This window comes from Caldanaerobacter subterraneus (assembly GCF_004345675.1).
Lineage (GTDB): Bacteria > Bacillota > Thermoanaerobacteria > Thermoanaerobacterales > Thermoanaerobacteraceae > Thermoanaerobacter > Thermoanaerobacter subterraneus.
Genome location: NZ_SLWU01000026.1, coordinates 14,751 through 34,695, shown reverse-complemented (window position 1 = coordinate 34,695; position 19,945 = coordinate 14,751). Strand labels below are relative to the sequence as shown.

The window sequence follows — 19,945 nt, the reverse complement described above, 5'->3', positions numbered from 1 at the left end:
GGTGGAGAATTTGAAGATTTGAAAAAGGACCTCAAAGAACTTAAAAAAATAATTGATGAAGGGAAAATGAGCCTTTATTACATTCGATTATTGAAACAACTTCTCTTGTTAGTGGAGTCTGTTATTGAAAAAACTGTAAATAATGATTATGAAAAGGCTTTAGAAAAATTGATTGAAGCCATGAAACTCACTATACCAGATTTTTCTCTTTCTAACTATACCCGCTTTGTGTACAGCAGTATGGAAGTTAGAATCTTGATGAATATAGCTCTTATAGTAAGAGAAAAAGAATCCGAAAAAAGCATAGAGATGCTCCTTTTCTGCTTGGAAGCACTGGAGCCAGACAATGTAGAAGAAAGAGTTAGGGTATATTATAACCTCTCCTATGCGTATTACCTGGCTTCCATATATGATAAGGCGCTTTACTACGCAGAGCAGGGTATTAAAACTTGTGCAGAAAACAAGACTTTAAATGGCTTAGCCCTTTTATACTTCAGAAAGGGAATTGCCGAATTTAAGCTTAATAGAGAAAACTACATGGACTCTCTTTTAAAGGCTGTAAATCTTTCAAAAATATGTGGGCATGAAAAATTAAAGAAAATGGTTATAGAAAGTTGCAAGAAAATTTACAATATAGACCTGGAAAATTTTCAAAAACTCTAATATAAAAAACAGCAAGGAGCAATATTTTACTCCCTGCCGTCAGGCACTAGTAGGAATATGGCTTTTGTAATTTTTTATGACCACAATAGGTGTTTGCTGTTCTGAGTTACCTGAAGGGTTGTCCAAAAAAAGCTTTTCTACGTATTTCTTATCTACTCCTTTTGAGGCGCCAACGCAGTCAGCTTTATGTAAATCATTTGCGTCAATTATTACAGCATCCACTCCTGTTTTTTCTTTTATCATGTCGCAAACTTTGTCCGGGTCTTTGGGGCCTAAAACTACATGTCTATGATATGGTGGCATTGTACCAGCAAAATCGTCGATTAAAGCAACTTGCCTTCCAGCTATTATAAAAAACCAGCCTTTTCTCCCCAAGAGTTTTCCTATGCCACCTATGATTGCAGCTATTAAGATTCTAAACCATCCCACTTCATTTATAGCACACTGCATGCCATAAGGAGAAGTGAGGCTGCCTTTCCTATCCGTAAATTTGCACAGTATCTTCGCCAAAAGCCCTGGTTTAATCTGTTCAGGGAGATAAGCTCTCCCTTGACTTATAGCAACTACGCTTTCTGCAACAGATATCAAATCTCCTGGTTCAGCTATATCCTTGGTATAATGGTATACCACCTCTACTATATCGTCCTTTTCTGTTATAATGTGAGTTCTTATTGATATTTTCCCATTCATAGTTTAAGCCTCCATTTATCCTAAAAATTGTAACACTAAAATTTTTAGTAAATATCTTTTATTTTTTTCTTGCTGTGGTAAAATATATTTAGTTTTATCACAATTATACCATAATTTTATCACACTTTTCTCACAATTTTTTTAAATTGGAGAGGGGAAAATGTTAAACAAGCTGACAAATATAAGGATTGATTCTGCCTGCAACAGCCCATCAATAAAAGAGCACAAGAGCCTGCTGGTCTTTGACTTCTCTCTAGACATCCCTTCACACCAGGCAGAAATTCATGAAAACACCATAAAAATAATATTCTCTAGTGTTCCCCTTAATATGCCAGAAGGCATATACAAAGTTTTGGATGGCATTATATCTTTTGTCGAAATAAAACAACAAGGAGAAGACATTGTGGCTTGCGTACATCTTGATTTTCCATCCAACTTTGAGGTAAAGACAATAAAAGGAATACCTTCGCAATTTGAAGTGTACATAGATAGAAGTCCGCTCATAGAAGTATTAAAAGGAAGAAAAATAGCAATAAATCCCGGTTTTAGTAAAAAAACTAAAAGCCCTACAGGACTCTTGATGCACATTCCAATAATGGGGATAGCAAAAAAGTTAAATTTTCTGCTGAGTAATTGCGGAGCAGAAAGCAAAATAACCTGGGAAAAAGACCCTCAAGAGAAAAATTTAAAAGATTTGGATTGTGAAATTCTAATTGACCTTTATACTGAATTGTCATCTAAGAAAGAGAGCGGATTTAAGGTGTACTATGAAGACCAGAACGACGCTTCTTTTAAGCTTGCTAAACATATAAACAAAGCAATGGAAGAAAAATTGCAACTTCCAAACTTAGGAATTTTTCAAAAAAGATTTGAGTACAAAGAAAGTATCATTCCTGTGGGTATTGTGCCAGCAATGGAAGATGTGAGAATAGATGATGCTCATTTGAGGGATGTAGATTACAGAGAAAAAGTAGCTCAGGCCGTGTTTAATGGCTTAATAAGATTTTATTCATAAAAAGCAGGTAAAAAACAGGGTTACAGCACTACCTGTACCCTGTTTTTTAAATTAATAAAATTTTCTCCCACATCGCAGGTATAGGCATAAACTTCTACGCCTTTTGTGAAAGCTTCTCTTAAAAATTGTCCAAATTGAGGGTCCTGTTCGTCATTTGGAGTAAAGTATTTGATGTCATCCATTTGAATTAAGAAAACAACTGCCGCTCTCATTCCTTCTTCTTTGACTTTTATGAGTTCTTTTAAATGCTTTCTACCTCTTTCTGTTGGCGCATCAGGAAACTTGGCTACTCCATCTACCTCCAAAGTAACACCCTTCACTTCTATGTAGCAAATTTCCTTTCCATTTGTAAGTTTTATGTCAAATTTACTGTTCCCAAAGCTTCTTTCCTTTTCCACCAGTTCATATCCTCTAAACTCTTCAACTATCCCTTTTTTTATGCTCTCCAGAAATACTTTATTTGGCACTTGAGAATCAATTGATATAAGCCTTTTCCCTTTATAGGCAAAGGCAAGCTCATAAGGAGTTTTTCTCCCCTTTTTTTCTCTCACTTCTAAAAGCACATCTGCCCCTTTTACAAGTATCTCTTTCAGTCGCCCTGTATTTGGGACATGAACCAGGGTTTTAATGCCATCTATTTCGACATAGGCTTCAAATCTATTTAACCTTTCTATGAATTTCCCTTTTATTATCGGATTTTTAATAATCATCATAAACCCTCATTTCAAATCCTCTGCTGTAACTTCTGCAAAACTGGTTGGAGTCTCCCAGAGAGTAAGCTTGTAGAGTTTGTAATTGGGTCCTTTGAGTTCTCCTTCTAATTCCTTCCACATCCACAGGAGTATATTTTCACAAGTTGTGTTAAAGCCTAGCACTTCATTTAAATATTTGTGGTCAAGCTTTTTTATAATTTTTTCATTGACAATTTCTTTTAGCTTTACAAAGTCCAAAACCATTCCTTCCTCATCAGGATAACCCTCAACTGTGACCTCTAACCTATAAGTATGGCCGTGCAACTCTTCACATTTCCCATGGTAATTGACAAGGTTGTGGGCACTGTCAAAAGTAAATATTTTTGTAACTCTCACTTTTTACACCTCTTCACACCAATCTTTTTTGTAGAGCCATACGCCCTGCTTGTCTATAAGGCCTTGTATCAACTCATCGATGGATAAACCGTTTTTACTCAATGAAGGATTTATATCCCTTAATGGTATTAGCACAAAAGCTCTTTCCCACATGTGAGGGTGGGGAATAGTTAGCTTCTCATCATTTAGAATAAGTCCATCATACAAAAGGATGTCTATGTCAATGGTTCGGGGTCCCCATTTTATTGTGCGCTCTCTTTTGAGTTCTGCCTCAATACTTGTAGTGACATCTAGAAGTTCATAGGGCGTTAGGTCTGTTTCTATTAAAATTGCAGCGTTTAAAAAATTGTCCTGTTCTAAATATCCTACAGGCTTTGTCTCATATATGGGAGAGAGCTTCTTTAAAACTATGTTTTTATTTGACTTAAGCCTTTTGACCGCCTCTTTTAAATACTTTTCTCTGTCTCCTAAATTTGAACCCAAAGAAAGGTATACCTCTGTCATCTTCTCACCATCGCATCAGTCATTTTAGCTACTCTTGACATCTCTTTTACATCGTGGACTCTTATTATATCCACTCCTTTTACTATTCCCACAGCTACAGTCGCCGCTGTCCCCTCCAATCTATCCTCTACATCTACGTTTAAGACTTTGCCTATCATAGATTTTCTGGAAGTACCCAAAAGGACAGGAAGTCCCAGAACTTTTAATTCCTCCAGGCGATTCATGACTTCCAAGTTATGCTCTAAAGTCTTTCCAAAGCCTATGCCAGGGTCAACTATCATCTGGTTTCTTTCAATTCCAGCTTTCTCAGCAATTTCTATGCTCTTTTTTAGAAACTCTATAACAGATTTCACAACATCGTCGTACTCAGCCACATTGCTGTTGTGCATCATGACAACCCCTGCTTTATATTTGGCAACTACTTCTGCCATCTTGGGGTCTCTCTGAAGCCCCCACACATCATTTACTATATGGGCTCCTGCCTCCAGCGCCCTTAAAGCTACATTCGCCTTCATAGTATCCACAGAAATTATCACATCTGAAATTTTAGAAAGCCTTTCGATTACAGGTATAACCCTTCTAATTTCTTCCTCTTCATCGACAGGAGTGTATCCGGGCCTTGTAGACTCTCCTCCCACATCTATTATATCTGCTCCCTCTTCAATCATCTGCAAAGCTCTTTCAATCCCTTTTTCCAAAGTATTGTATTTGCCTCCGTCTGAAAAGGAATCAGGAGTCATGTTCAAAATACCCATTATGTAGGTCCTTTTGCCAATCTCTAAAGTTTTATCCCTGCACTTTAAAATCATAGCCTTCCCCCTATCTCTTGGAATTTATCAAAGCCATCACTTCCGCTCTGGCTTTAGGGTCCGTTCTAAATATTCCCCTTAGGGCAGAGGTAACAGTTTTAGAGCCCGGCTTTTTAACCCCCCTCATAGTCATGCACAGATGCTCTGCCTCTATGACAACAGCAACTCCCAAAGGATTGACGGCTTCCATTATGGTATCCGCAATTTCACTAGTGAGCCTTTCTTGGAGCTGAGGCCTTTTTGATAAAACGTCTACTATACGAGCAACTTTTGAAAGGCCTAAAATTCGCCCTTTTCTTGGAAGGTATGCCACATGGGCAACACCTATAAAAGGAAGAAGATGATGCTCACACATAGAGTAAAGGGGAATATCTTTTACCAGGATTATCTCTTGATGCTCATCTTCTTGGAAAATTTTTATAACATCTTTTACATCTGTGTGAAGTCCAGAAAAAATTTCTTCGTACATCCTGGCTACTCTGTCAGGAGTCTCAAGGAGCCCCTCCCTATCGGGGTCTTCGCCTATGGCTTCAAGTATCTCTCTTACAGCTTTTTTAATCTTTTCTTTGTCTATCATTTTTGATACCCCTTCTTTTTTGTTGTGCACAGCTTTAATTATATTACTTTTTGCGAAAAAAAGCCAGCATATAAAAGTTAAAAGCAGTCCTGCGACTGCTTTTAATCTTTGGGTTTCATTGTAGGGAAGAGTATTACATCCCTTATAGAATAAGAATCTGTCATAAACATGACAAGCCTGTCTACACCTATACCCAAACCTCCTGTAGGTGGCATACCTACCTCAAGGGCATTTATAAAGTCCTCATCCATCATGTGAGCTTCTTCATCTCCCGCTTCTCTCTGCCTTAACTGTTCCAAAAATCTCTCTTTCTGGTCAATCGGGTCATTTAGCTCTGAAAATGCGTTTGCAACTTCTCTGCCGTAAATGAAAGCTTCAAACCTGGAAGTAAAAGCAGGGTTGTCGCGCTTTCTTTTAGCCAAAGGAGAAACCTCCACTGGATAGTCCATGACAAAAGTAGGCTGTATAAGGTGCTTTTCTACCAGTTCGTCAAAAACAAGTGCTATTACTTCTCCTTTTTTCATATCAGGCTTTTTCAACTCCAGATTTAAATCCTTTGCTATTTTTCTCGCTTCTTCATCTGTAGCAACTTTTTCAAAGTCAATCCCCACATATTCTTTTATAGCATCCACCATGGTGATTCTCTTCCACGGCGGCGTCAAATCTATTTCAGTGCCCTGATAGATTATTTTTGTGCTGCCATTTACTTTTTCAGCCACATACGCAAAAAGCTGTTCAGTAAGTTCCATCATACCGTGATAATCCGTATAAGCTTCATAAAGTTCCAGGAGTGTAAACTCCGGATTGTGCCTTATATCCATTCCCTCATTTCTAAAGACTCTGCCTATTTCATAGACCTTTTCAAATCCCCCGACAATTAACCTCTTCAAGTGAAGCTCCAGCGCAATTCGTAAATACATGTCTATGTCTAAAGCGTTGTGATGGGTGATAAAGGGCCTTGCCGCTGCTCCACCTGCGATTGTGTGCAAAACTGGAGTTTCAACTTCCAGAAATCCTCTATTGTCTAAAAATTCTCTTATTGCTTTTATTATCTTGGTCCTTTTTAAGAATACTTCCCTTACGCTTGGATTTATTATTAGGTCTACGTATCTTTGCCTATACCTTAAATCCGGGTCTTTTAAACCATGCCACTTTTCAGGGAGAACTTGCAGTGACTTGCATAAAAGCTTAAAGTCTTTCACGTTTATAGTAATTTCTCCGGTCTTTGTCTTAAAGACTTCTCCTGTAACCCCTATAATATCACCTATGTCAAGGAGCTTAAAGATTTCGTAGTTTTTTCCTCCGACATTATCATATCTCACATAAATTTGAATTCTTCCGTCCCTGTCCTGTATATCTGCAAAAGAAGCTTTTCCGTGGCTCCTCTTGGTCATTATCCTTCCTGCTAGAGTTACAGTTTTCCCTTCAAAATTTTCGTAATCGTTTTTAATGTCTGAGGAAAGATTAGTTCTTTCAAACCTATCTATGCCATAGGGCTCTATCCCCATGCTCCTTAAGATATTGAGTTTCTCTCTTCTCACCCTTAAAAGTTCATTCAAATTCTCAAGGTCATTCAAAATGTTCTCATTAGAATTACTCATATTATACCTCCATCACCCTTTACCTTCGTATTTCGAGTATTTTGAGTTTAATAACTCCCGCAGGCACTTCTACAGAAATTGTTTCTCCAACCTTTTTGCCTAAAAGCGCTTTTCCAATTGGAGATTCATCAGAAATCTTGTTATTCATAGGGTCTGCTTCCGCCGACCCAACTATAGTGTACTCCACTTCTTCGTTGTAAGTCTCATCAAATACTTTAACGGTACACCCTATGCTTACTTCGTCAAGCTTTATATCTTCTTCGTCAATTACTTTTGCGTTTTTAAGCATGGCTTCCAGTGTGGCAATTCTTCCCTCAATGAAGGCTTGCTCGTTCTTTGCTTCATCGTACTCTGAGTTTTCACTCAAATCCCCAAAGGCTCTTGCCTGTTTTATTTTTTCAGCTACTTCTGCCCTTTTTACTGTTTTTAAATACTCAAGTTCCTCTTCTAATTTTTTAAGTCCTTCATAGGTCAAAATCACAGGCTTGCTCATAGGCATTCTCCTTTTTCTTAAAATATTTTAAAAGGTATTTTTATTCTTATGTAGGGTTTAAAATTTTTATGTATTCAATATATTAATACACAAGCACTGCTTCCGCAGTGCTTGTGTATTTTTCATGTGGAATATTATAAACCAGGTAGCAAATAAAGTCAAGTCCAAATTAAGCGAATTTCCACGTCTCTAACTTCTTTTTAGCGTTTTTTCTCACAGTTTCTATCTTTTCCATCGTAACTTCTCTTTCAAAGCTCCTGAAACCTGCCAATTTGAATCCGTGTTTTTTTGCAAGCCTTGCTATTTCATCTACCTGCTCGACTGTAAGGTCTCTTCCTAAAGAGTAATTTTCAATGCGCCCCTCCATAGCCAAAATCATTGTCTCTGCCATGCAGGCATAATTCGTCTTGGGTGGAAAGCCAAAATTAAAGTGAAAATCTACGTCTCCCGGTACTTCCACTACTCCTCCTTCTATCACAAGCACGTCATCCCTTTTGTCTGCAACTTCTTTTGATACATCTCTTGGCCTTGCCACATCGCATACAACTGCCCCGGGCTTTAAGTATTCTGGCTTTATTACAGTATCCACTGCGCTTGTCACAGTTATTATTATGTCAGCATCCTCAAGTGCCTCTTTTACGTCTGAAGTTATGTGAGCAGACATTCCTGTTTTTTGCATCAGGTAATCTCTGAAATTCTGCAATTTTTCTTTGTTTCTCGCAACTAAAGTCATGTATTTGGCATCCCTTGAGAGAATTTCAGCGCAAACCTTCCCTATGGAGCCTGTCGCTCCGATGACCACTACATGAGAATCTCTTACATCCTTGCCCATTAGTTCAGCTGCTTTTATGGCCCCCTCTATAGCTGTTGCTACTGTGTAGCTGTTGCCAGTTGTGACTGCAATGTTTGAATTTTTTGCAATTGTAATTCCTGCATCTCCTACAACAGAGGTCATAGCACCCAAACCTACAATTTCTGCCCCTAAATTTTCAGCAATCTTTACTGCTTTTATTATTTTCTTTAAAACATAATCTTCAGGCAGTTTAAGCATTTGTTCAGAAGTCAGAGGAACCGCTACAAACCATCCTTCTGTCTCGGCATATTCGCTTCTTACCCCTGTAATTTCAGATACCTTCATCGGCGGAAGGAGCCTTGTGAAGCCCTCCACCACCCATTTAGGGAATTTTTGCATCACTTTAAACTTGCGACTTACATCCTCGTATTCTATAGGATGAATTATAAAGCCGAATTTATGCACTCTCATTACCCCCCTTTTTTTTGTAAATACTCTACTCTCGGCTCAAAGCCTATTTTGTCCAAAAGCTCCTCATAATCTTTAGTCGTCATCTCCTCCTGCTTTTTACCTGCTATTGCCACAAGAACTCCTTCCATCACATTTGTACCGAAGGATCTCCCATTTATATTAGGGGTGGTGGTAATCAAAATTTCAACCCCTCTCTGCCTCAAAGTTTCAACATCTTCTGGAGTTACAGTATTTGTAACTATGACCTTCCCTTTTAAATCTTCAGGCATGAACCTTTTTATAAACAAAAAGTCGCCTGCTATTATGTCCGCCTCTTTATAAAATCTTTCATATTTTTTGCTGTCCATTTTTAATTGCTTCTCTCCAGTAGGATATATCATTTCAAAGGGCAGACGAACCACTACTGGAACGATTATAAAAGAGAGAAAATAGACAAGCCTCAAGGAATGCAAAGGAATAGGCACATTGAGTGCGAACATCAGGTCCCCTATTATGAGGGAAGCCCCCTCTTCTTCAAAAGCCTTTGCCATTCCGTATCTATCCATTGCACTGGTGATAAGCACTTTTTTCCCTCTTAAGTCAACTATTCCTTTTTGCTGTATGTATTTTATTACTCTTCTTTCAAGGGTATTCTTAAGTCCCGAACCATCTACAATAGGGGTAATTTTCGCAGCATTCTTTAAAGGCAGAGCATCTCTTATCACATACCTCTTGTTTCCTGCAGAAAGATATAAGTCTATTCCACCCATACCAAAAGCGTCCACTTTTCCGTCAAGCTCTTTTATCATCTCTACAGCCTTTTTTAAATCTCCGTCAGTGCCAATTCTTTCGATTATAAACTTTTCCCCCAAAATCTCTATCTCTGCTTTTTTGTTCCTAGTAGAAGACCCTAAACTTATGCTTACGACCCTCTTCATTTTTTCACCCTCTCAAAGAATCTAATATGTCTTTTATTACCTTCGGATCTACATACACATCTTCTGTAAGCGGAGAATGTCCAATGTTTACAGTTATTATGTCTTTGTCAAAAATGGCTTCCATAAGCTGGCTTCTCTTGTCTGACCCTAAAAATATTATCACGTCATGAGACTGAACCTTAGCAATAAGGTCCATCACCATGTTAAAGAGCTCTGCACCGCTCATGCTTTCAGCTATGCTAAGCCTTTCTTTTTCCGATAAGAGAAGAGTAAAATTAACCCCCCATTCTTTCAAAAGCTCCTCAAGCTCTCCCTTGTTTTTTATTGGGAAACCAACCACCGCAATATTTCCGCCTTTTCTTACCTCTGCTAGATTTTCAAGACGTGATATAAAGCTTCTGTCCACTTTAAAGCGGTCTGCCACCTCTTGCTGCGAAAAACCGTTCTGCCGCATTTCAATCATCTTGTCTATGATGCTGTGAAGTTTGTTTAAATTAATTATTTTGTCCCCCACTTTTACAAATTTCATCTCACAACCTCCGATGTGCACATTTTGTGCTCACACTGATTACAATTTTACTACTTTTTAAAAAAAATTTCAAGGCAGATTCACTGCCCCCAAAATTTTTCTATAGGCTTTAGAAAAAAACTTATTATGCGATTTGCAGGAATAATCTGTATATTTAGGACATAGAAAAGATTGAGCACATACCCAGCTATAAGGAATATAAAAAACACTACGACTTCTTTTAGTCTTTTTTCTCTTAAAAGCCTTGGAACTTCCAGCATAGAAAAAAAGATAAACAAGAGAGTCAAACCCAAAATTTTAAAAGCCATCTATATCACCTCGGATGTATTGGTTTGGATGAAAGTCCAGAACGGCGGATGTGCGTCTTAACAGTTACATTAAATTTTATATCAGGGTAAATATTTTCCCAGTCTTCCACAACTTTTTTCCACACTTTAGGCTTGCTTCTGTGAAGAATTTCTACAAATCCTACTACATCTGCATTGTATTTTTTTTGAAGTATGTTCAAAGCTCTCTCTATAGCAGATTTTATTTTACTGCTCACAATAACTTCTAATTGCTGTAGTTTTTCAGGCTCTGTGATGTCATACTTGGTCTCCTGTTCATTTAAATAAGCTTCTACATTTACTTTTATGTTAAATGAGATTTTATCCCCCTCAACTACAGGCTTAATCTCTGTTTTTGCTTTGGTTATCACAAGGGAGATGTGAGCTTTTTCGCCTTTTAATCCTTTATCAAGTGTTAAAGTGCTCCTTTTTAACTTGTTCATTAGCACAGTTACAGCTTTTGTATCCTGCTCTTCTAAAAAGCCTATGAGCTTATCATTGTCAAAAACTGCTGAACCTACAAGCCTTACTCCCACAGCTTTGCCATCTTTCTTTACAATCTCAAGCTTACCTGTGATAGGGGCTTTTTTAGGTATTTCCAGTGTCTGGATAAATTCATTTAAGTCGCATACATAAGAGGAAGAAGTGTTTGCCTGATTTGATATAATCCCAAGGACTTCTTTATAAGGATACCTTTCCAAGGTACTTGAAGAAGGAATATTAAAAAGCTCGTGTATGCTGCCTCCTGTGACAACTAAAATGTACGCCGTTCTTCTAAACTCCGGATTTCTCGTCATAAAGTCAAGAGTCTGATATATGCCTGATCTAGCAAATTTTTCATCTAAAAATATTATCTCGTTATACTGCATAAACAAAGAGCGGGGAAGCTCGTCATTTAAATTGGCAAAAGCCTTGGCAAAGTCCACTCCATTTGCTTGAAAAACAGCGTAAGGCTTTCCAACAGCGCTTCCTCCCCCTGTTCCACCTCCAGGTCCTCCGCCGCTCGCTAAAAGCCCAGGTTTTAAAATCTCCACTACAAGGTGAATCATTCCATCTTCTCCTTTTTCAATTCCCAAACCTTGCACAAAGGCCAGCTGATTTATCTCTCTTTTATCCCAGCATCCCTCAATAACGAGTAAAGTCGTCAAAAGAATTAATATCATCGCTACAACTTTTTTCCCTCTCATTATCCTCTTTTATCCTCCTGCCTTATTATGTTTTTCCTCTGTATAGTTCTAGGCCTTAGTATTTTTGCCCACCACGGTACTCTCATAAACACATCAGTCAGTTCCTGAGATCTGCACGGGGTTATTGGTGAAAGATAGGGAACTCCAAAAGATTCTAAAGAGGCCATGTGAGCCAGCACCATCATTATCACCATTATTATCCCAAAAAAGCCCAAGGTCCCTGCCGCTATCATTATGATAAACCTAAGAAGCCTAAAAGTTATAGCTACATTAAAGGCAGGTATGGCAAAGGAAGCAATACCTGTCATAGCCACTACAATGACCATGACAGGGGAGACAAGGCCAGCTTGAACAGCTGCCTGCCCTATCACAAGGCCCCCGACGATGCTCACTGCTTGACCTACCTGCATTGGAAGCCTGATTCCTGCTTCCCTCAGTATTTCAAAGGTGACCTCCATAAACAAAGCTTCTAAAAGGGCCGGAAAAGGAACTCCTTCCCTCTGGGCAGCAATTGATATGGCCAACTGCGTTGGTATCATCTCCTGATGAAATGTGGTTTCTGCTATGTATATAGAAGGAAAAAGGAGAGCTGTTATCATGGCTATTATCCTCAATACTCTGAGGGCAGAAGACAAAAAATATCTTTCGTAGTAGTCTTCTCCTGCCTGAAAAAATTGTGCAAATACAGCCGGAACAGTCAATACAAAAGGTGAACCGTCCACAATTATAGCTACTTTTCCCTCTAAAATCTCTGCGGCTATCCTGTCTGGCTTTTCCGAATGAGCGATCTGGGGAAAAGGAGAAAACGGATTATCTTCTATAAATTCCTCAATATATCCGCTGTCAATTATCCCATCAATCTGTATCTTCTTAAGCCTTTTTTTGACTTCTTGAAGAACTTTATCATCTGCGATTGATTTTATGTAAGCGATTGCCACATCTGTCTTTGAGTATTTTCCTATTTTCATGTCCTCAATCACAAAATCAGGGTGCTTTATCCTCCTTCTTAACATAGAAGTGTTAATCCTTAAGGTTTCAACAAATGCCTCTTTAGGTCCCCTCACATAGGACTCAGTAGTAGATTCGCTTATATTTCTCCCTTCCCAACCTTTTGTGGAAAGGATTAATGCTTTTTTAATTCCATCGATTAAAAGGACAGTTTCTCCAGACAGCAGGTCATCCATCACATCGCCAATCTTGTCTTTTACATTCACCTCTCCTATAGTGACAAAGAGTTCTCTTACCCTTTCAAAAAATTCGTCTCCTGTTCCTGGGTTTTCATCAATTTTCTGAGTCTCAATCATGAGGGGAAATAAAACATTGTGGGCAACTAAGGACTTGTCTGCCAATCCATCTATGTAAATAAGACAGGCAGGTATCTTTCTCCTCCCAATTTTTATATTTCTAAAAACCACATCGTTATTGCCAGCTAAAAGCGTGTTAAAGATGTAAGTATTTTCTTTTAAATCTTTTGTCAAATACATGTACTCGTAATTGTCTCGAATGTACTGGGGGTCCGGCAGTTTGCGAGCCATTTTTTCACCTCCAAAGATTATTATTTCATTTTTTGGAGAATATTATGTTTTTTTGATGCAAATAATATAAAAAAAGGCACAGAGGGCTGGGATATGCTTAAAGGAATGGAACAATTTGAAAGGACAAGCGAAAAGAAAATATCGACAAAACAACTGGTATTTTTCCTTGTCACCACAGTTATATCTACAGCAGATGTATTCTTGCCTTCTTTTGTAGCATTGGCTGCAAAGCAGGACTCCTGGATTTCTGTAATAATTTCCTTTCTTGTCTCAAGCGGTATTTTTGTATTTTACTACAAGCTTGCAATGATGTTTAAAGAAGAAATACTTTTTTCTTATGTTGACAAAATTGTAGGAAGTTTTTTAGGGAAAGTGATATCTTTTCTTTATCTCCTTTTTATACTTCACGGAATTTCCCTTGTGATGAGAGAATTAATAGAAATAATGGTAAACGCTTTTATGCCTCATACCCCACCTATAGTGTTTTACGTAGTTTTAATGGTGTCAGTTATGTATACTGTATCAAAGGGATTTCTCGCGATAGTGAAATTGAATGAACTGCTCTTCCCTTTTGGAATGCTTCTTTTAGCTTTTGTAATAGTCCTTGACCTCCCAAAGGTGGACATGAGAAATTTTCTCCCAATACTTGAAAACGGGATAATGGCTCCCATAATCGGTTCTGTGCTCATAACGCCTTTTATGCTGGAGACAGTGATAATACTTTTCATCTTCCCACATATCTCTCAAAAAGAAAAAGCTCTAAAAGGAGGAATTATAAGCCTTGGAATACTTGCTCTGAGCATGATGCTGGGGGTACTAGCTATAGGCATATTCGGGGCAAAGACGGCTGCCAATTTTCAGTTTACAGCTCTCGAAATGGTGAGAAATATAAGGATAAGCGACTACATCCAGAGGTTTGACTCTCTCGTTATGGCCATGTGGCTTATGGGAATTTATATAAAGATCGTAATATTCACCTATCTCTTTGCTAAAGGATTAGCCGAGACCATTAAATCTACTGATTACAGGTTTATACTTCTCCCCCTTGCCACATTGTTAATACCGCTAGCCGAAAATGTATCCGAAAGTTTGGATGGCTTGTACACATATTTTCAGAGGTGTTTCCCCTTTGAGGGATTCTGGTTTGAGGTGTTCTTCCCCCTACTCCTTTACACAATTGCAAAAATTAGAAAAATAAAATGAGAGGAATTATTCTTTATTCCTCTCATATATAATCCTCAATCCCTCTAATGTGAGCATTTCATTGACTGTATCTATTGTCTTCGATTCCTCTGCAATCATATTTGCAAAGCCCCCTGTTGCCACTACATAGGCAGAAGGTGCAAATTCTCCCTTCATCCTCGTGACTATGTAGTCCACCATTCCCACATGCCCGTAGATTATACCTGATTGCATGCTGGCGACAGTGTTTCTGTTTATAACTGTGGGAGGTTTTGTAAGGTCTATCTTCGGAAGCTTTGCAGTCCTTTGGAAAAGCGCATCTGCAGAAATCATAAGCCCGGGAGCAATTATTCCTCCTAAATACTCCCCTTTTTCTGATATCGCGCAAAAGGTGGTAGCAGTTCCAAAGTCTATGACTATTACAGGTCCACCGTAGAGCTCGTACGCCGCCACAGCGTTAACTATCCTGTCTGCTCCAACCTCTTTTGGGTTGTCGTATTTTATGTTTATCCCCGTCTTTATTCCCGGACCTACTACTATAGGCTTTGTCCTGAAGTACTTCAAAGACATGACCTGCAGAGTATTCATAAGGGGTGGAACTACTGAAGAAATTATCACATCATCAATTTCCGTAAGACTTATCCCGTTGTAACCGAGAAGCTGGTTTACCAGCATCCCGTATTCATCGTAAGTTTTATTTTTGTCTGTCGAAATCCTGAAGGAGTGAAGGAGCTTTTTCCCTTTAAATACGCCCATGACTATGTTGGTGTTGCCCACGTCAAAAGCTAAAAGCAAATTTATCACCTTCTTTAATTAAAATTAAGCAGGCAAAAAGCCTGCTTTTTATCTATTGTACGCTTTTTTAACTGACTTTACTACAGCAGTTACAAGGAGAGAAGCAACAATTATTTCTGGTATCCCATTCCTTAAAGCCACAAAAGCTGCTACCTGCCAAGGCAGATATTTAAAAATTACCGCCAGGCTTAAAACACCAATAGTATTGGTCAATGTACCGGCTGCTGCAGCAATGGCGCTGTTTTTAGTCCACCTGTAAACGTAGTAAGCTACAACACCTATGAATATTCTCGGCAATATGGCCACCACAGGGTTTGCAAAAAGAGGCGTATTAGCTCTTAAGAAACTGGTTATGCCGAATATGAGCCCGACAAAAGCGCCAACAATTGGTCCTTCCAGTACCCCTCCTATTATAGCTGGAATATGCATAGTAGTGGCACTGGCAATGCCTAAAGGAATATAGCCTAAGACTGTGGTGGACAGCACAATAGCAATTGCTGAGAGCATTCCCGCAACAGCCATCTGCCTCAGCGTAAGCTTCGCAAATACCTGCTTCTCTCTTAAAGTTCTGATCTGCACATTCCACACCTCCGTTCCGGTTCCTTATTAAGGATACCGTTCCGAACGCATGACAATATTAAATTTTTAAAAGCTGTCAGGTTCGAAACCGATACCCGCAGTTTTCATTTTACCATAAAAAATGCTAATTTATCAAGAAGTTTTTATTCCATAGTGACAAGGACATCTCCTGTATTTACAGAAGCCCCTTTTGACACATTCACACTAGCTACAATCCCATCTTCAGGAGCCATTATCTCGTTTTCCATCTTCATGGCTTCTAAAATCAGTAGCACATCCCCTCTTTTTACTCTATCTCCCTCTTTTACTCTGACGTCTAGAATTGTACCAGGCATAGGAGCAGAAACTACTTTAGAGCCTTTTCCTGTAGAAACTTTCTCCTCCTGTTTAGGAACCTCTTTAACCTCCACTATTTCCTCTTTTTTGCTTAGCTCTTTCTCTTCTTCTGCCTTCATCTCTTCTACCTCTACTTCATAAGTCTTGCCATTTACTGTAACTTTGAATTTCCTCATCAACAATACCTCCTTAAAAACCGTGCTTGCATCTGCTCTACTCTTCCAACTACAGACCACAGAGGAACTGCCTCTGAGGTCTCCCGTATAGACCTTATGTAAAAGGTCGTCCCTTCATCCATATAATAGGAAATAGCAGCCATAATCGCTGCGACTACTTCGTCACTAAGTTCATCCTTTACCTCTTCTCTTTCTTCTATTTCCTGCTTTTTTTCTTCTTCAAACGCCTTTTTAAAAAATTTTAAAATCCCTTCCATATTTTATCACCCTATAGAGGAATATTGCCATGCTTCTTAGCTGGCCTTGTTTCTCTTTTACTTCTTAACATCTCAAAAGCAGAAATGAGTCTCGGCCTTGTCTCAGACGGAATTATCACATCGTCCACATAGCCTCTTGCTGCAGCCCTGTAGGGATTTGCAAAATTTTCTCTGTACTCCTTTATTTTCTGCTCTCTTACTTCAGCTGGATTTTCCGCTTCGTTTATCTCATTTTTAAACACTATATTAGCTGCTCCTTCTGGACCCATAACTGCAATTTCAGCAGTGGGCCATGCAAAAACTATATCTGCTCCTAAATCCTTACTGCACATAGCAAGATAGGCTCCGCCATAGGCTTTTCTCACAATTAGAGTGACTTTTGGAACTGTGGCTTCTGAATACGCGTAAAGCATCTTAGCCCCATGCCTTATTATTCCGCCGTACTCTTGATTTGTCCCCGGTAAAAAACCTGGAACATCTACAATGCTCAATATTGGAATATTGAAGGCATCGCAAAACCGTATAAACCTCGCTGCCTTGTCAGAAGCATTTATATCAAGTACCCCTGCTAAAACCCTAGGCTGATTGGCGACAATTCCAATGGTTCTGCCGTTCAACCTCGCAAAAGCGGTAATTATATTTTCTGCGTACATCTCCTGTGATTCAAAGATTTCGCCTCTATCCACTATCTCCCTAATCAATTCCTTCATGTCATAGGGTTTATTAGGATTGTCTGGCACTATTTCCATAAGCCTTTCTGAAGTCCTGTTGGGATCGTCTCCCGTTTCATACCGAGGTGGGTCTTCCAGATTATTTGAAGGGAGGTAGCTTAGAAGCTTTCTGACCATTTTTAATACTTCTTCGTCATTGGGTCCTCTAAAATGAGCAACTCCGCTCACTCTGTTGTGAGTGATAGAACCACCTAACTCTTCTGGAGTAACCTCTTCTCCTGTAACAGCTTTTATCACTTGAGGGCCTGTTATGAACATCTGGCTGGTTTTGTCTACCATGAATATAAAGTCAGTAAGGGCTGGAGAGTACACTGCTCCTCCTGCACTGGGGCCCATTATTACGGAAATCTGAGGTATAACTCCTGAGGCCAGAGTATTTCTGTAAAATATTTGGCCGTAGCCTGAAAGAGCATCCACACCTTCCTGTATTCTGGCTCCTCCCGAGTCATTTAGCCCAATTAAGGGTGCTCCCATTTTCATAGCCATGTCCATGACTTTTGTTATTTTCTTTGCGTGGTATTCTCCCAAAGACCCTCCTAAGACGGTAAAATCTTGAGCATACACGTAAACGAGCCTTCCATCAATCGTTCCGTACCCTGTCACAACTCCTTCTCCCGGGTACTTTTGTTTTTCCATTCCAAAGTCATAGCAGCGGTGCTCCACAAAAGGGTCCAGCTCTACAAAACTTCCCTTGTCAAGGAGGATATTTATTCTCTCTCTCGCTGTGAGCTTCCCCTTTTCGTGCTGCGCTTTAATTCTTGCTTCTCCGCCGCCCTCTTCTGCTTTTGCCCTCCTCTTTTTCAGCTCTTCTATCTTTTCCTGGACGCTCATCAAGACGCCTCCTTAATAAAATAAAGTTTTAGTAGCAGTTATTATTAGTACCTACTATAATATAACATACTAGAAGAAAAAGCTCAACAACTTTCACTTCCTCTCACAAAGCTCCAACAATACTCCATTTGCGCTCTTTGGGTGGACAAAGGCAATTTTCGCCCCTCCTGCCCCATACCTTGGCACTTCATCTATGAGCTTTACTCCTTTTCCCTTCAACTCCTCTAACGCCTTTTCAATGTCATCTACCTGAAGTGCTATGTGGTGTATGCCTTCCCCTCTTTTTTCTATAAATTTAGCAACAGGCCCATCCTCTGATGTGGACTCTAAAAGCTCTATCTCGCTCTCCCCAACTGGAATAAAGGCCGTCTTTACCTTCTGCTCCTTAACTTCTTCTATCCCTGTCACTTTCAAGCCCAGCACTTCTTCATAAAACTTTCTCGCTTCTTCTATGCTCTTTACTGCTATCCCTATATGGTCTACCTTTTTAATCACATCATTCCCTCCTCTCAAGTATTTGCCTATAGAGAGCTTCTGCAACTGTATAAGGGTCAATTTCTTTAGCCATGACTTTTTGAATTTTCTGGTCAAATTCTTCGTTTCCCATTTTTGCAAACACGTCTTTCATAAGCTTATTTTTTACACTTTCTGTTATTTCCATTTTTATTCTGTTTTTTCTCCTCTCTTCAAGCTGACCGCTTGAGATGAGGTACTCTTTATGAGAATGAATTTTTTCAAGCACCTCACCTATACCCTTTCCCTCCTGTGCTACTGCTTTTACAACAGGAGGTCTCCACTCCTTTGGCATATCTAAGTCAAGCATCATGTTAAGCTCTAATACAGTTTTATCAGCTCCTTCTCTGTCGCTTTTGTTTACAACGAATACATCTGCTATCTCCATTATTCCAGCCTTTATGGCCTGTATATCATCTCCAAGTCCGGGCGCTAAAACCATCACCACTGTATCAGCTATTTTTATTATGTCTACCTCTGATTGGCCTACTCCTACAGTCTCAACAAACACGTAGTCCATCCCTGCTATATCTAAAATTCTCACCGCCATATAGGTTCCTTTTGAAAGCCCTCCGAGATGTCCTCTTGTCCCCATGCTCCTTATGTAGACATTGGGATGTGTGGTCAAATCCTGCATCCTTATCCTGTCGCCAAGTATAGACCCGCCAGTAAAAGGACTCGTAGGGTCAACAGCTATTATTCCTATTTTTTTCCCCTCTTCCACCAAATTCTTTACCAATCTGTCAGTCAAAGTGCTCTTGCCAACCCCTGGCGGTCCGGTAATGCCAACTATATAGGCATTGCCGGACCTTTTGTAAAGTTTTCTTATTATCTCCCTGGCTTTTTCTTCGTCGTCTTCAGCGTAGGTTATGGCTCTTGCTATTGCTCTTTTGTCTCTATTAAGAAGCAGCTTTTCTAATTCCATCATTTTTTTGCCAACCTCTTAACATTGGCTTTTATATATTCAATGACTGCTGAAGTGGGAGTGCCAGGGGTGAATATCTCTGCTATGCCGTGCTCTTTCAAAAAGGGAATGTCTTCTTCTGGTATCACACCTCCGCCTATCACCAATATGTCCTCTGCCCCTCTCTCTTTTAGAAGCTTTGTTATTTTGGGAAAAAGTGTATTGTGAGCACCTGAGAGTATACTCAATGCAACTACGTCCACGTCTTCCTGTATGGCTGCCTCCACTATCTGCTCAGGTGTCTGCCTTAATCCTGTGTATATCACTTCCATGCCGGCATCTCTTAAGGCTCTTGCTATCACCTTTGCGCCCCTGTCATGCCCGTCCAAGCCGGGTTTCGCCACCAGTACCCTTATAGGCCTTTCCATGCTTATAACCTCCTA

At 39.4% G+C, this 19,945-nt stretch carries 25 protein-coding genes; 3 read left to right on the top strand and 22 right to left on the bottom strand.

All coding sequences use genetic code 11. From position 1 onward, the window contains the following. Positions 1–663 (top strand): transcriptional regulator (locus tag EV203_RS10780; RefSeq protein WP_132040544.1); only part of this gene is annotated, 663 nt, incomplete at its 5' end. Between the two features lie 39 nt (positions 664–702). Here the strand turns inward: EV203_RS10780 and EV203_RS10775 are convergent. After that, positions 703–1,353, bottom strand: a complete 651-nt coding sequence (locus EV203_RS10775; protein WP_009610322.1) for a coenzyme F420-0:L-glutamate ligase — start codon at positions 1,351–1,353, stop codon at positions 703–705. 160 nt (positions 1,354–1,513) lie between these two features. On the opposite strand from EV203_RS10775, the gene EV203_RS10770 reads away from it, so the two are divergent. Next, on the top strand, positions 1,514–2,368 hold the full coding sequence (locus EV203_RS10770) for an N-acetylmuramoyl-L-alanine amidase family protein (RefSeq protein ID WP_011026404.1): 855 nt from the start codon (positions 1,514–1,516) through the stop codon (positions 2,366–2,368). A 20-nt stretch (positions 2,369–2,388) separates the two neighbouring features. On the opposite strand, the gene sfsA is transcribed toward EV203_RS10770, so the two are convergent. From sfsA to EV203_RS10705, 13 genes are all read right to left on the bottom strand, one after another. Continuing rightward, positions 2,389–3,078: a DNA/RNA nuclease SfsA gene (gene sfsA / locus EV203_RS10765; protein WP_132040542.1), complete on the bottom strand. Its 690-nt coding sequence runs from the start codon at positions 3,076–3,078 to the stop codon at positions 2,389–2,391. 9 nt (positions 3,079–3,087) lie between these two features. Next, complete coding sequence (queD, locus tag EV203_RS10760; protein ID WP_011026406.1) at positions 3,088–3,456, bottom strand: 6-carboxytetrahydropterin synthase QueD; 369 nt, start codon at positions 3,454–3,456, stop codon at positions 3,088–3,090. Positions 3,457–3,459: 3 nt separating this feature from the next. After that, positions 3,460–3,960: a 2-amino-4-hydroxy-6-hydroxymethyldihydropteridine diphosphokinase gene (gene folK, locus EV203_RS10755; protein ID WP_132040540.1), complete on the bottom strand. Its 501-nt coding sequence runs from the start codon at positions 3,958–3,960 to the stop codon at positions 3,460–3,462. Next, positions 3,957–4,769, bottom strand: a complete 813-nt coding sequence (gene folP / locus EV203_RS10750; protein WP_132040538.1) for a dihydropteroate synthase — start codon at positions 4,767–4,769, stop codon at positions 3,957–3,959. The genes folK and folP overlap by 4 nt, the downstream gene beginning before the upstream one ends. A gap of 10 nt (positions 4,770–4,779) precedes the next feature. Further along, positions 4,780–5,346 (bottom strand): GTP cyclohydrolase I FolE, encoded by a 567-nt coding sequence (gene folE, locus EV203_RS10745; RefSeq protein ID WP_132040536.1) that lies wholly within the window; start codon positions 5,344–5,346, stop codon positions 4,780–4,782. Positions 5,347–5,447: 101 nt separating this feature from the next. Next, complete coding sequence (lysS, locus tag EV203_RS10740) at positions 5,448–6,947, bottom strand: lysine--tRNA ligase (RefSeq protein WP_009610316.1); 1,500 nt, start codon at positions 6,945–6,947, stop codon at positions 5,448–5,450. Between the two features lie 19 nt (positions 6,948–6,966). Continuing rightward, on the bottom strand, positions 6,967–7,440 hold the full coding sequence (gene greA / locus EV203_RS10735; protein WP_011026409.1) for a transcription elongation factor GreA: 474 nt from the start codon (positions 7,438–7,440) through the stop codon (positions 6,967–6,969). A gap of 169 nt (positions 7,441–7,609) precedes the next feature. After that, complete coding sequence (locus tag EV203_RS10730) at positions 7,610–8,698, bottom strand: NAD(P)H-binding protein (protein ID WP_132040548.1); 1,089 nt, start codon at positions 8,696–8,698, stop codon at positions 7,610–7,612. A 5-nt stretch (positions 8,699–8,703) separates the two neighbouring features. After that, positions 8,704–9,621, bottom strand: a complete 918-nt coding sequence (locus tag EV203_RS10725; protein WP_132040534.1) for a quinate 5-dehydrogenase — start codon at positions 9,619–9,621, stop codon at positions 8,704–8,706. Between the two features lie 4 nt (positions 9,622–9,625). Then, positions 9,626–10,150: a transcriptional regulator gene (locus EV203_RS10720; protein ID WP_011026411.1), complete on the bottom strand. Its 525-nt coding sequence runs from the start codon at positions 10,148–10,150 to the stop codon at positions 9,626–9,628. A gap of 80 nt (positions 10,151–10,230) precedes the next feature. Next, complete coding sequence (locus tag EV203_RS10715; protein ID WP_132040532.1) at positions 10,231–10,458, bottom strand: hypothetical protein; 228 nt, start codon at positions 10,456–10,458, stop codon at positions 10,231–10,233. 5 nt (positions 10,459–10,463) lie between these two features. Further along, positions 10,464–11,663, bottom strand: coding sequence for a Ger(x)C family spore germination protein (locus EV203_RS10710; RefSeq protein ID WP_011026413.1), 1,200 nt, complete (start codon positions 11,661–11,663; stop codon positions 10,464–10,466). Beyond that, complete coding sequence (locus EV203_RS10705) at positions 11,663–13,198, bottom strand: spore germination protein (protein ID WP_132040530.1); 1,536 nt, start codon at positions 13,196–13,198, stop codon at positions 11,663–11,665. The genes EV203_RS10710 and EV203_RS10705 overlap by 1 nt, the downstream gene beginning before the upstream one ends. A 93-nt stretch (positions 13,199–13,291) precedes the next feature. Between EV203_RS10705 and EV203_RS10700 the strand changes: the two genes are divergently transcribed. Next, positions 13,292–14,401: a GerAB/ArcD/ProY family transporter gene (locus EV203_RS10700; protein ID WP_132040528.1), complete on the top strand. Its 1,110-nt coding sequence runs from the start codon at positions 13,292–13,294 to the stop codon at positions 14,399–14,401. A gap of 6 nt (positions 14,402–14,407) precedes the next feature. Here the strand turns inward: EV203_RS10700 and EV203_RS10695 are convergent, their stop codons facing one another. From EV203_RS10695 to icmB, 8 genes are all read right to left on the bottom strand, one after another. After that, positions 14,408–15,175: a type III pantothenate kinase gene (locus EV203_RS10695; protein ID WP_132040546.1), complete on the bottom strand. Its 768-nt coding sequence runs from the start codon at positions 15,173–15,175 to the stop codon at positions 14,408–14,410. Between the two features lie 48 nt (positions 15,176–15,223). After that, complete coding sequence (locus tag EV203_RS10690) at positions 15,224–15,754, bottom strand: ECF transporter S component (protein WP_011026415.1); 531 nt, start codon at positions 15,752–15,754, stop codon at positions 15,224–15,226. Positions 15,755–15,897: 143 nt separating this feature from the next. Beyond that, positions 15,898–16,266, bottom strand: coding sequence for a DUF2118 domain-containing protein (locus EV203_RS10685; protein WP_011026416.1), 369 nt, complete (start codon positions 16,264–16,266; stop codon positions 15,898–15,900). Next, positions 16,266–16,523 (bottom strand): hypothetical protein, encoded by a 258-nt coding sequence (locus EV203_RS10680; RefSeq protein WP_011026417.1) that lies wholly within the window; start codon positions 16,521–16,523, stop codon positions 16,266–16,268. The genes EV203_RS10685 and EV203_RS10680 overlap by 1 nt, the downstream gene beginning before the upstream one ends. Before the next feature lie 11 nt (positions 16,524–16,534). Continuing rightward, positions 16,535–18,085 (bottom strand): acyl-CoA carboxylase subunit beta, encoded by a 1,551-nt coding sequence (locus tag EV203_RS10675; protein WP_009611078.1) that lies wholly within the window; start codon positions 18,083–18,085, stop codon positions 16,535–16,537. A 93-nt stretch (positions 18,086–18,178) separates the two neighbouring features. Further along, positions 18,179–18,580 (bottom strand): methylmalonyl-CoA epimerase, encoded by a 402-nt coding sequence (mce, locus tag EV203_RS10670; RefSeq protein ID WP_011026418.1) that lies wholly within the window; start codon positions 18,578–18,580, stop codon positions 18,179–18,181. 1 nt (position 18,581) lies between these two features. Continuing rightward, positions 18,582–19,526, bottom strand: coding sequence for a methylmalonyl Co-A mutase-associated GTPase MeaB (meaB, locus tag EV203_RS10665; RefSeq protein ID WP_011026419.1), 945 nt, complete (start codon positions 19,524–19,526; stop codon positions 18,582–18,584). Continuing rightward, complete coding sequence (gene icmB, locus EV203_RS10660; RefSeq protein ID WP_011025548.1) at positions 19,523–19,930, bottom strand: coenzyme B12-dependent isobutyryl CoA mutase small subunit; 408 nt, start codon at positions 19,928–19,930, stop codon at positions 19,523–19,525. Before icmB ends, meaB begins: the two co-directional genes overlap by 4 nt. Positions 19,931–19,945 lie beyond the last annotated feature (15 nt).

What these genes read in the sequence shown, in the direction of transcription:
- EV203_RS10775 (WP_009610322.1), bottom strand. Translation starts at nt 1,353, where the DNA reads ATGAATGGGAAAATATCAATAAGAACTCACATTATAACAGAAAAGGAC.
- EV203_RS10770 (WP_011026404.1), top strand. Translation starts at nt 1,514, where the DNA reads ATGTTAAACAAGCTGACAAATATAAGGATTGATTCTGCCTGCAACAGC.
- sfsA (WP_132040542.1), bottom strand. Translation starts at nt 3,078, where the DNA reads ATGATTATTAAAAATCCGATAATAAAAGGGAAATTCATAGAAAGGTTA.
- folK (WP_132040540.1), bottom strand. Translation starts at nt 3,960, where the DNA reads ATGACAGAGGTATACCTTTCTTTGGGTTCAAATTTAGGAGACAGAGAA.
- folP (WP_132040538.1), bottom strand. Translation starts at nt 4,769, where the DNA reads ATGATTTTAAAGTGCAGGGATAAAACTTTAGAGATTGGCAAAAGGACC.
- folE (WP_132040536.1), bottom strand. Translation starts at nt 5,346, where the DNA reads ATGATAGACAAAGAAAAGATTAAAAAAGCTGTAAGAGAGATACTTGAA.
- lysS (WP_009610316.1), bottom strand. Translation starts at nt 6,947, where the DNA reads ATGAGTAATTCTAATGAGAACATTTTGAATGACCTTGAGAATTTGAAT.
- greA (WP_011026409.1), bottom strand. Translation starts at nt 7,440, where the DNA reads ATGAGCAAGCCTGTGATTTTGACCTATGAAGGACTTAAAAAATTAGAA.
- EV203_RS10725 (WP_132040534.1), bottom strand. Translation starts at nt 9,621, where the DNA reads ATGAAGAGGGTCGTAAGCATAAGTTTAGGGTCTTCTACTAGGAACAAA.
- EV203_RS10720 (WP_011026411.1), bottom strand. Translation starts at nt 10,150, where the DNA reads ATGAAATTTGTAAAAGTGGGGGACAAAATAATTAATTTAAACAAACTT.
- EV203_RS10715 (WP_132040532.1), bottom strand. Translation starts at nt 10,458, where the DNA reads ATGGCTTTTAAAATTTTGGGTTTGACTCTCTTGTTTATCTTTTTTTCT.
- EV203_RS10710 (WP_011026413.1), bottom strand. Translation starts at nt 11,663, where the DNA reads ATGAGAGGGAAAAAAGTTGTAGCGATGATATTAATTCTTTTGACGACT.
- EV203_RS10705 (WP_132040530.1), bottom strand. Translation starts at nt 13,198, where the DNA reads ATGGCTCGCAAACTGCCGGACCCCCAGTACATTCGAGACAATTACGAG.
- EV203_RS10700 (WP_132040528.1), top strand. Translation starts at nt 13,292, where the DNA reads ATGCTTAAAGGAATGGAACAATTTGAAAGGACAAGCGAAAAGAAAATA.
- EV203_RS10685 (WP_011026416.1), bottom strand. Translation starts at nt 16,266, where the DNA reads ATGAGGAAATTCAAAGTTACAGTAAATGGCAAGACTTATGAAGTAGAG.
- EV203_RS10680 (WP_011026417.1), bottom strand. Translation starts at nt 16,523, where the DNA reads ATGGAAGGGATTTTAAAATTTTTTAAAAAGGCGTTTGAAGAAGAAAAA.
- EV203_RS10675 (WP_009611078.1), bottom strand. Translation starts at nt 18,085, where the DNA reads ATGAGCGTCCAGGAAAAGATAGAAGAGCTGAAAAAGAGGAGGGCAAAA.
- meaB (WP_011026419.1), bottom strand. Translation starts at nt 19,526, where the DNA reads ATGATGGAATTAGAAAAGCTGCTTCTTAATAGAGACAAAAGAGCAATA.
- icmB (WP_011025548.1), bottom strand. Translation starts at nt 19,930, where the DNA reads ATGGAAAGGCCTATAAGGGTACTGGTGGCGAAACCCGGCTTGGACGGG.